The 8,754-nt window shown below is 57.7% G+C and carries 8 protein-coding genes; 6 read left to right on the plus strand and 2 right to left on the minus strand.

Annotated elements, in window-relative coordinates:
* Nucleotides 1–174: 174 nt before the first annotated feature.
* Genes HIJ39_RS19860 through HIJ39_RS19875 form a run of 4 tightly spaced genes read left to right on the plus strand, consistent with a single transcriptional unit; the run spans nt 175 to nt 5,388 of the window.
* Nucleotides 175–1,116, plus strand: a complete 942-nt coding sequence (locus HIJ39_RS19860; RefSeq protein WP_169102782.1) for a magnesium transporter CorA family protein — start codon at nt 175–177, stop codon at nt 1,114–1,116.
* A gap of 60 nt (nt 1,117–1,176) precedes the next feature.
* On the plus strand, nt 1,177–3,027 hold the full coding sequence (locus HIJ39_RS19865; protein WP_169102783.1) for a protein prkA: 1,851 nt from the start codon (nt 1,177–1,179) through the stop codon (nt 3,025–3,027).
* Complete coding sequence (locus HIJ39_RS19870; RefSeq protein WP_169102784.1) at nt 3,024–4,169, plus strand: DUF444 family protein; 1,146 nt, start codon at nt 3,024–3,026, stop codon at nt 4,167–4,169. Before HIJ39_RS19865 ends, HIJ39_RS19870 begins: the two co-directional genes overlap by 4 nt.
* Nucleotides 4,162–5,388 carry a SpoVR family protein gene (locus HIJ39_RS19875; protein ID WP_169102785.1) on the plus strand — a complete coding sequence of 409 codons (1,227 nt, stop codon included), beginning with the start codon at nt 4,162–4,164 and terminating at the stop codon, nt 5,386–5,388. The genes HIJ39_RS19870 and HIJ39_RS19875 overlap by 8 nt, the downstream gene beginning before the upstream one ends.
* Before the next feature lie 66 nt (nt 5,389–5,454).
* Here HIJ39_RS19875 and HIJ39_RS19880 read toward each other — a convergent pair whose 3' ends face one another.
* A complete protein-coding gene (locus tag HIJ39_RS19880; protein ID WP_169102786.1) occupies nt 5,455–5,676 on the minus strand; it encodes an alpha/beta-type small acid-soluble spore protein in 222 nt (73 codons plus the stop codon).
* 140 nt (nt 5,677–5,816) lie between these two features.
* Nucleotides 5,817–6,041 carry an alpha/beta-type small acid-soluble spore protein gene (locus HIJ39_RS19885; RefSeq protein WP_169102787.1) on the minus strand — a complete coding sequence of 75 codons (225 nt, stop codon included), beginning with the start codon at nt 6,039–6,041 and terminating at the stop codon, nt 5,817–5,819.
* A gap of 157 nt (nt 6,042–6,198) precedes the next feature.
* Between HIJ39_RS19885 and HIJ39_RS19890 the strand changes: the two genes are divergently transcribed.
* Together HIJ39_RS19890 and HIJ39_RS19895 are read left to right on the plus strand one after the other, a co-directional pair.
* The gene (locus tag HIJ39_RS19890) at nt 6,199–6,651 is read left to right on the plus strand and encodes a MarR family winged helix-turn-helix transcriptional regulator (RefSeq protein ID WP_169102790.1); all 453 of its coding nucleotides are present in this window, start codon (nt 6,199–6,201) and stop codon (nt 6,649–6,651) included.
* Entirely contained in the window at nt 6,648–8,450 is a 1,803-nt protein-coding gene (locus HIJ39_RS19895; protein WP_169102788.1) for a chloride channel protein, read from the plus strand. The genes HIJ39_RS19890 and HIJ39_RS19895 overlap by 4 nt, the downstream gene beginning before the upstream one ends.
* Nucleotides 8,451–8,754: the final 304 nt, after the last annotated feature.

Below are 8,754 nucleotides of genomic sequence, written 5' to 3' on the forward strand. Positions count from 1 at the left end.
CTGGACGGTTAGTTCAGCCTGGCTTTTCCCGGCTGTCCCGTGAGAAAAATGGATCTTGACATTTAACCGCGGGACTTTAATGAACACGGAGCTAGTGTGGCCAAGGATGGGCCGGTTTACGCGTATTGTGGGAATTCTGGAAGGGAAGGGTAGTCCCAGAGGGAGGGATCGTTTTTGGCGCGATTCTTGTACAGTCTCGACAAGAAAACACGCTGGTCGGACACGTGGCCGGAAAAATCGGACGACCTTTGGGTGGACATGGGCCCGAACGATCAAGGCCACATACAGGAGATTGTGGAGCATCTGTACCGGGCTCACCCCAAGGTAATCGAGCACTTGCTGCACGGGGAGAACAGGCGCCCAAGCCTGTTGGTCGAGGACGACGCGGTGAGCTTTATGTTGGCCCTCGTGCCGACCCATCAAGATGAGCCGCTGCATCATTTGAGTTTCATTATTGGCAAGCACTTTCTGGTGACCGCTCATTTGGATGACGATTCGCCGGTGGTCGACCAAGCCTTTGGCTATATCAAGCAGAATCAAATGATGGACGAGGGGGTGGACTTCGCCTTATATCAAGTGCTGTCGGGACATGTGGAGGCCCTTCGACACAACGTTAATGTCATCGATCAGCAGTTTGAACGCTTGCACGAAATGATGTTGGATCACCCGTACAAGGATATGGCGCCATTGATCCTCAAACTCAGGAAGCGAGCCATGGAGGCGAAGTACATGCTCGACCCGGAAGGGTCCATTTTTGAGCTCTTGAAGTCGAGCGACTTTCCGTACGTGCGCAAGAAGAATCACCCTTACATGCAGGATGTCGCCTATATGATGCAGGAGGTCGTCTCCGAGGTGGAGCAAATCCGCTCGGGTCTGGCCGAAATGGTGGAGGCGTACACGTCTTTGCAGTCTAATGCAATAAACTTGGTGATGCGCTTCCTAACCGTTATTTCCGTGCTGTCCCTGCCGGCTACCACTATTGCGTCGATTTACGGCATGAACTTTAAAATACCGGAACTCAAATGGAGCTTTGGGTACTGGTATGCGCTATCTCTCATGCTGGTCGTCACGCTGGTGCTCCTCTACGCCATGAAAAAAAAGAGTCATCGGGGTTAGGGTGGGAATATCTGGAGAAAATACAAGGAGAGTGATGACGCCGTGATTTAAGGAGGAACTATGCAAGACCTGATGACTTCATTCAATGCCCCTGACCCGACCCCTTGGACCGGAACCTTTCAGCAGTATTTGGATCAAGTGCAGGCCACTCCGCAGATTACGGATTCCGCCCATCGGCGTCTCTATCGCATGATTATGGCAGCGGGACCTAAAGATTCCGAAGGACGCTATCCCTTTTTTGCCGACCACCTTTTTGGTATGGACGAAACCATCCGCACCTTGGTGGAAGACTACCTGCGGCCGAGTGCCCTGGGATTTGAGGTGAAAAAGCGCATTCTCCTCTTGGTGGGCCCCGTCAGTGGGGGAAAGTCCACATTGGTGTGGCTCTTGAAGCGTGGGCTGGAAGCCTTTAGCCGTACCGATGCGGGTGCGCTGTACGGCATTCAAGGTTGCCCCATGCATGAAGATCCCTTGCATCTGGTGCCACACGCCCTTCGACCCACCTTGAGCGAACGGCTGGAGGTCGCCATTGACGGTGAGCTTTGCCCTTGGTGCCGGTATCAGTTAGAGCGGGTGCACCACGGGCGGTTTCAAGAAATGATGGTGGAGCGGGTGATTCTTTCAGAAGGCCGCCGGGTGGGCATTGGGACCTATGCGCCGTCCGATCCCAAAAGTCAGGACATCAGCGAACTCACCGGTTCGGTGGATTTCCACGCCATTTCGCAATATGGCAGTGAATCAGACCCCCGCGCCTTTCGCTTTGACGGCGAGTTGAATATCGCCAACCGCGGGCTCATGGAGTTTCAGGAAATGCTCAAGTTGGATGAGAAGTTTCTCTATCATCTCCTCTCCTTAAGCCAGGAAGGCAACTTCAAGACGGGCCGCTATGAGCTCATTTCCGCCGATGAGGTGATTGTGGGCCACACCAATGAGCACGAGTACAAGAGCTTTGTGCAGAACCCCCGCAATGAGGCGCTCATTTCCCGCCTTTTTGTGCTGCCGGTGCCCTATAACCTGGACCCGGAAGCCGAGGTCAAGATTTATGAGAAGCTCATTCGGCCCCATCGCTCGCCCGAGGTTCACATCGCGCCGTGGGCGCTCGAGACGGCGGCCGCTATTTCCATCTTGTCCCGCATTGAGGAGTCGCCGAAGCCCGGCGGAGACCGCTTGACCAAATTTCAGTTGTACTACGACAAATCGGACAAGGAACGATATCAGGCCTTGCGGCGGGACGGATGGCTGACCGGTGAAGGGCTTCGGGGCTTAGATCCGCGCTTTATGCTGAATCGGCTAGCAGCGCTCACGGCCAACCCGGATCGGGAGTGCATTGACGCCAGCGACGTGTTGAAGAGTGTCACCGAGGGGATCGAGCGCGATCCGTTCATGGACAAGGCGGAGCGCAGCCGTATGCTGGAATGGGTTGGCATGGCGCGCGAGTGGTATGACCGCAAAGTGGAGGAAACGGTGCTGGAAGCCTTCGCCCATGACTGGAGCGATGAGTTGGCTAACCTCTATCACAACTATGTCGACAACGTAGTGCTGGCCGTGCGTCAAGGCCCTGGCGGACGCTCCGATCAGGCGCTATTGCGTTCCATTGAGGAGCGCATGGGAATTAGTGAATTGCAGGCGGCGGCGTTTCGCGAGGAAATCTATACCCGCATGGAAATCGCCAAGAAGCAGAATCGGGTCGTCAGTTTCCTCGACCATGCGGGCCTGCATCGGGCACTACGGGAGAAGCTTCTGGACGACATGCGCGACGAGGTGAAAATCACTACCCAAGGTCCGGTGCCCGATCGGCGCACGCTCGAGAAGATTGAAGCCGCCGTGGCCTCCATGGTGGCCTCCGGGGGCTATTGCCCTCGGTGCGCGTCCAAGGCGATCCATCACGTGGGGAGTTTGTTAAACCGATGACAAAACCTAACACCTACAGTGTGGCGCGAAGCCTGTTGCAGGACCAACCACTGTTCAGCGCCGAGCGCCGCCGCCACCAGGCTAAGGTGAAAGAGGCCATCCGCCAGCATTTAGCCGATATGGTGACCGATGAGAAAATACTGGTCAGCGATGGCCGCCGCACGCTTTCCGTGCCGGTGCCCGAATTGAACGAGTTCCGGATTCGTTTTGACCCGGAGACCCAAGAAACGGTGGGCCAAGCGGCATCGGAAGGGCGTGGCGCCAAACCAGGGCAGTCAGGCGGCACCGAGGCTAAGGGCGGCAAAGAGGGAGGAAGCCAGCCGGGCTTGGACATCGAGGAGACTGAGGTGTCCATGGAGGAGATTCAATCGGCCGTTTTCTCGGAGTTGGAGCTGCCCGACTTGGATCTGACCAAGCCGGCACCCGGTGCGGGGCGGGACTTTCGCCCCGTGAGTGTCGGCCGTCATGGCCTGAAGTCGCAATGGGATCGGCGGCGGACTTTAAAGGCTGCGCTTTTGCGCCATGCCCAGAACCCCTCCAGCCCGTCCGGGCTAAGCGAAGAGGATCTGCGGTTTCGGGTGTTTGATCCGGTCAACGATGATCAGGGCGGGGCGGTTGTGATTGCCATGATGGACACTTCCGGCTCGATGGGCAGTTTCGAAAAGTATTTGGCCAAAAGCTTCTTTTATTGGACCACGGAGTTTTTGCGCCAGAAGTACCCGCAGGTGGAACTGGTATTTTTGGCGCATGATGTCCGCGCTCGTGAAGTCGATGAGGAGACGTTCTTCCACCGTGGGGCGTCGGGCGGCACCGTCTCCTCCTCCGTGTATCGCCTCGCCCTGGAGATTGTGGAAAACCGCTATCCCTTGGACCGGTACAACATCTATGCGTTTCACTTCACCGATGGCGGCAATCTCACCTCGGACAATGCCCTGGCGGTGGAAACGGGGACGGCGTTGACGCGGCGGGTGACCCTCTTTGGCTACGGCGAGATTCATGACACCGAACGCAATCCCTCACCATTGTTTCAGGAATTTCACCAAGTGCCCGGCATGGGGGTGGTGATATTGCGCGACAAAGAGGATATTTTTCGCGCCATGACTCACTTTTTCGGTCGGACGGAGGTGGCGCGCGATGCTTGATGAGGGAACCATCAACCGGCTGTTGGAACGAGTGTGGCCGGTGGCGGAACAACTCGGATTAAACCCCGGCCATGTGCACTTTGAACTGGTTTCCCCCCAAACCATTCAAGTGTTGGCGTCCCATGGGGGGCTGCCGGTGCGGTACAGCCATTGGAGCTTTGGTAAGAGCGAGCAGCGGTTGAAGACCGCGTTTGACTTTCGCCTCACGCAAATTTATGAGTTGGTGATTAACAACATCCCCGCCTACGCGTTTATCGACGAGACGGTGGGGGAAGCCGAGGCTCTCATGATTGTGGCTCACGTGATTGCCCACGCGGACTTCTTCCGCCATCACCGCGGCTTTCAGCATTTGCCCGTCGATATGCTCGCCCGGGCTGCCCTGCATCGCCGGCACATGGCGCAATTTCGCCGTCAGTATGGTGATGAGGCGGTGGAGAGTCTCATCGATGCGGCTCACATTTTGGCGGATTTCAGTGGGGAAAGTCTCAGCCCCAGCGGACTCGGCGAGCGGCCGGACGACGTCCTTGGCATTGTTGCCAAAACGGCGCCTGGCCTGCGTGATTGGGAACGGGATGTGTTGTCCTTGGTATGGGAGGAGGCACGCTACTTTTGGCCGCAACAGGTTACCAAGGTAGCCAATGAGGGCTACGCGACGTTTTTTCACACTCAGATTCTCCGTCGGGTGGATACCAGCGCAGAAGAAAGTTGGGAGACAGCACGCCTCAACGCGCAGATTGTTCAAGTGCACCCGCCGCAGTTAAACCCCTATCGCCTTGGGTATTTGCTCTTTCAGGAAGCCTTCCATGAAGGCGGATGGGATGCCGTCGCCCTAGCCCGAGACATCTATGACGATGCAGGATTGGTGCGTGCCTATCTCGCCGACGAATTGGTGGAGCGGGCGGGCTTGGCATTGTTCCGGGAGCGGGAAGCGCAGCCTGAGCCCCGCCAGGCTAATCCCAGCGAAATCCGCGTCCGTTTGCTACGCGACTTAGACCGCGCCGGCTTGCCTCGTCTGGTGGTCGAAGAGGCGGGACCGGAGGGCTTGGTGCTGCGGCACCTATATGATGGGCGAGACTTAGATTTGGCTCAACTGCCGTTTGCCTTAAGGGACGTGGCCACGCGCGTTTGGAAAGGCCCCGTCACCATTTTGACAATGCGGCAGCGCGTACCCCATCGCATGACCCATAATGGCGTGGATTGGGTAGATCAGGTGGTGTAGACGGGATGAAAGAAAATGGACGGCCGAAGCCGTCCATTTTTAGGTGCTACGCATGAGTCCAGATGATTATTGGTTGCGGTCAGCCAAGTTCTGCTCCGCCATCTCAATCATCTTGCGGACCATGTGTCCGCCCACAGCACCGCACTGACGGGCGGGGATTTCACCCCAGTAGCCGTCGTCAACGCCCTGCAGGCCCAGCTCGTGAGCGACCTCGTACTTGAACTGGTCAAGGGCCTTCTGGGCGCCTTGCACCACAGCACGGTTGCCGGTGTAGCTGCCTTTCGCCATCGTTTTCACCTCCTCTTTCCGAAGTGGTCATAGTATGGCTTCCCCGTGGGGCTTAAACCCGGGAAGTTTCAAGGAATGGTGACAAGAAATGGACGGCTCGCGCCGTCCATTTTGAAGGTGTTCTCACGATTCCGGAATGATTAGCGGGTGGTCCGTCCAGCCAGGTTCTGCTCGGCCATCTCAATCATTTTGCGGACCATGTGTCCACCGACAGCACCACATTGACGGGACGGAATTTCGCCCCAGTAACCGTCATCGACGCCCTGCAGGCCCAACTCGTGAGCAACCTCGTACTTGAATTGGTCAAGAGCCTTCTGGGCACCCTGCACCACGGCGCGGTTGCCGGTGTAGCTGCCTCGTGCCAAGGAATTCACCTCCTCATATCTGAAGTGGTCATAGGGTTTTCCCGCGCGAACCAAACGATGCCGGTAAGTTTTTCCGTCCCTTGCATCTTTTCAATGACATCGTTGTGCGATATATTTAAATAAATCGGAGTACGATATAAATGGAGGGATGCCCGTGATGAATATCAAGAACTCGGTCACAGAGGAAGAGTATCGGGCATTGGCGGAATTTCGCTACGGCTTGCGCAAATTTTTGCGTTTTAGCGAGGCGGCGGCCCGCAAGCATGGGATTACGCCTCAGCAACACCAATTGCTGTTGGCCATCAAGGGGTTTCCGGGGCGCGACTACGCAACCGTCAGCGAGCTGGCGGAGCGTCTGCAGCTCATGCAGCATAGCGTCGTGGGAATTATTGACCGCTCGGAACAGGCTAATCTCGTATATCGGCGCACCCACGCCGAGGATCTCCGCGTCACCGAGGTGCACCTTACGCCGTTGGGCGAGGAGGTGTTGGAGGCGCTTACGGTGGCCCATCGCGATGAGCTCAAACGGAGTCGCGAGTTCTTGGCCAGTCTCAACAAAGTGTTGGGAGAGATGGACCCTCTCTTCCACCCGGTGGAGGAAGACGAATGACATCAAAGAGCGACCAGATGGCGCGGGTTGCCCTGGGAGACTTCACGACAAACGGCCGCCGATTGGCGATGCTGAGTGCCATCGCAGCTGCCATTGGAATCATGGGCGGGCTGGTCGCGTGGGTGCTGCTCCGCCTCATCGGCCTCATTACGCATCTTGCCTATGATGGGCGTGTGGGCTGGTCGCTGGTGGCGCCGAATCCGTCCCATTGGGGCATCCTCTCGGTAGCTGTGCCCATCATAGGTGGTCTGATCGTCGGGCTCTTGGCGAAATATGGGACGGACAAAATTCGCGGCCATGGAATCCCTGAGGCGATTCAGGCCATATTGGAGAACGAAAGCAAAATGGAGCCGCGGGTTGCGGTGGTCAAGCCGATCGCCTCGGCCATCACCATTGGCACGGGTGGCCCGTTTGGCGCGGAAGGCCCCATCATTATGACCGGTGGGGCGATTGGCTCCTTGGTTGCGCAATTTTTCCGCCTCTCTTCTTTGGAGCGACGCACGTTGCTGGTAGCGGGGGCGGCAGCCGGAATGGCCGCAACCTTCGGATCGCCCGTATCCGCGGTGCTGCTGGCCGTTGAATTGTTGCTGTTTGAATGGCGCCCGCGAAGCTTGGTGCCGGTCGCCATTGCCAGTGCTCTGGCAGAGGTGGTGCGAAGTCTTCTGCTGGGCACCGCGCCGGTGTTTGCGACCCCAGCCACCCCCGGACTCCCGCTTTCCGTTCTGGTCTGGGCTGCCCTGGTGGGCATGGCAGCCGGGGTGATGTCCGGCGTGCTCACCAAGCTGGTCTACTTTATCGAAGACACCTATCGCAAACTGCCCATCCATTGGGTTTGGTGGCCCGCCATCGGAGGTTTGATTGTCGGCCTGGGCGGGCTGGTGGATCCGCGGGCCTTGGGCGTGGGATATCCCACCATTCGCGCCTTGGACGCCGGGCATCTGTTGTGGACCGCCGCCCTGGCGCTCTTCATCGTCAAGGCCGTCATTTGGATCGCCTCCCTAAGTTCTGGCACGTCAGGCGGCGTGCTGGCGCCGCTGCTGTTGCTCGGGGGCGCCTTGGGGACGGTGTTGAGCGCGGTTTTCCCCGGTCATGATACGGCCATATTGGCGACAGTGGGTATGGCCGCGATGCTTGGGGGCACTATGCGGGCGTCCTTTACGGCCACCATTTTTACGATGGAAACCACCCACAATTTTGCGCTCCTGTTGCCCGTGCTGGTGGCTTCCGTCGCGGGTATGGCGGTGACCGTACTCTGGATTCCGCGGTCGATTTTGACGGAAAAGGTGGCGCGGCGGGGTGTCCACGTGGCCCGCGAGTACGGCGTTCATCCGCTGGAGGGTCAGTCCGTGGCGGCGATCATGACGCTCCGGGATCAGGTCGTTATGTTTCGCGAGTCCACGCCGGTCATGGTCGCTGCCCAGCAATGTGGTGCTCATGCCAGCTTTCCCGTTGTGGATGGAACCGGCCAAGTGATTGGGATGGTGAGGCGGTCCGAGATTTTGTCTCGCCAGGGCGAACGCTTGTCGGTTGGTCAATTGTTGCATCCGTTGGTGTGGGTGAATGCTTGGGATCGGGTACGAGTGCTGGTGGAACTGCTGGCCCGCCATGACTGCAATGAAGCAGGGGTCAAGGGTCCCTCAGGGGAATTTGTCGGCTTCGTCACGCGCACGGATGCGTTTAAAACTTGGCGGAAGGTATTGGAGGAGGAGGAAAAGCGCGAGCGTGTCTTTGGCAGGCGCCCGGCTAAGACGGTTGTTAAGGATGATGACCGCCCATCATCGACGCGCATATCGTATTAAGCATCGAGGGTGGCCGGTTGTTCCCGGTCTTCTCTTTTCGCGAAAAACATCGTGTTACGATGTATGAGGAGGAGTGTGTCGTGACGGTTCGATGCATCGTCTGCGGGACGGCAAGCGAATTACCCGCTTGGGCAAAATTTGCCGAGGAATTGAAGGTCCACCCGGAACACGCGCGAGCCTTCGTGTGTCCCAGTTGTCGGCTGCGGCTGGAGTCCGACGCCAAATCCTTCTCCCTTGAAAAAAGATTTGTTGTACCGTATTTAGGGCCTGAACTGACGCAACTACAACACATGTAGCGGTGGTC

This window comes from Sulfobacillus harzensis (assembly GCF_012933365.1).
Lineage (GTDB): Bacteria > Bacillota > Sulfobacillia > Sulfobacillales > Sulfobacillaceae > Sulfobacillus_B > Sulfobacillus_B harzensis.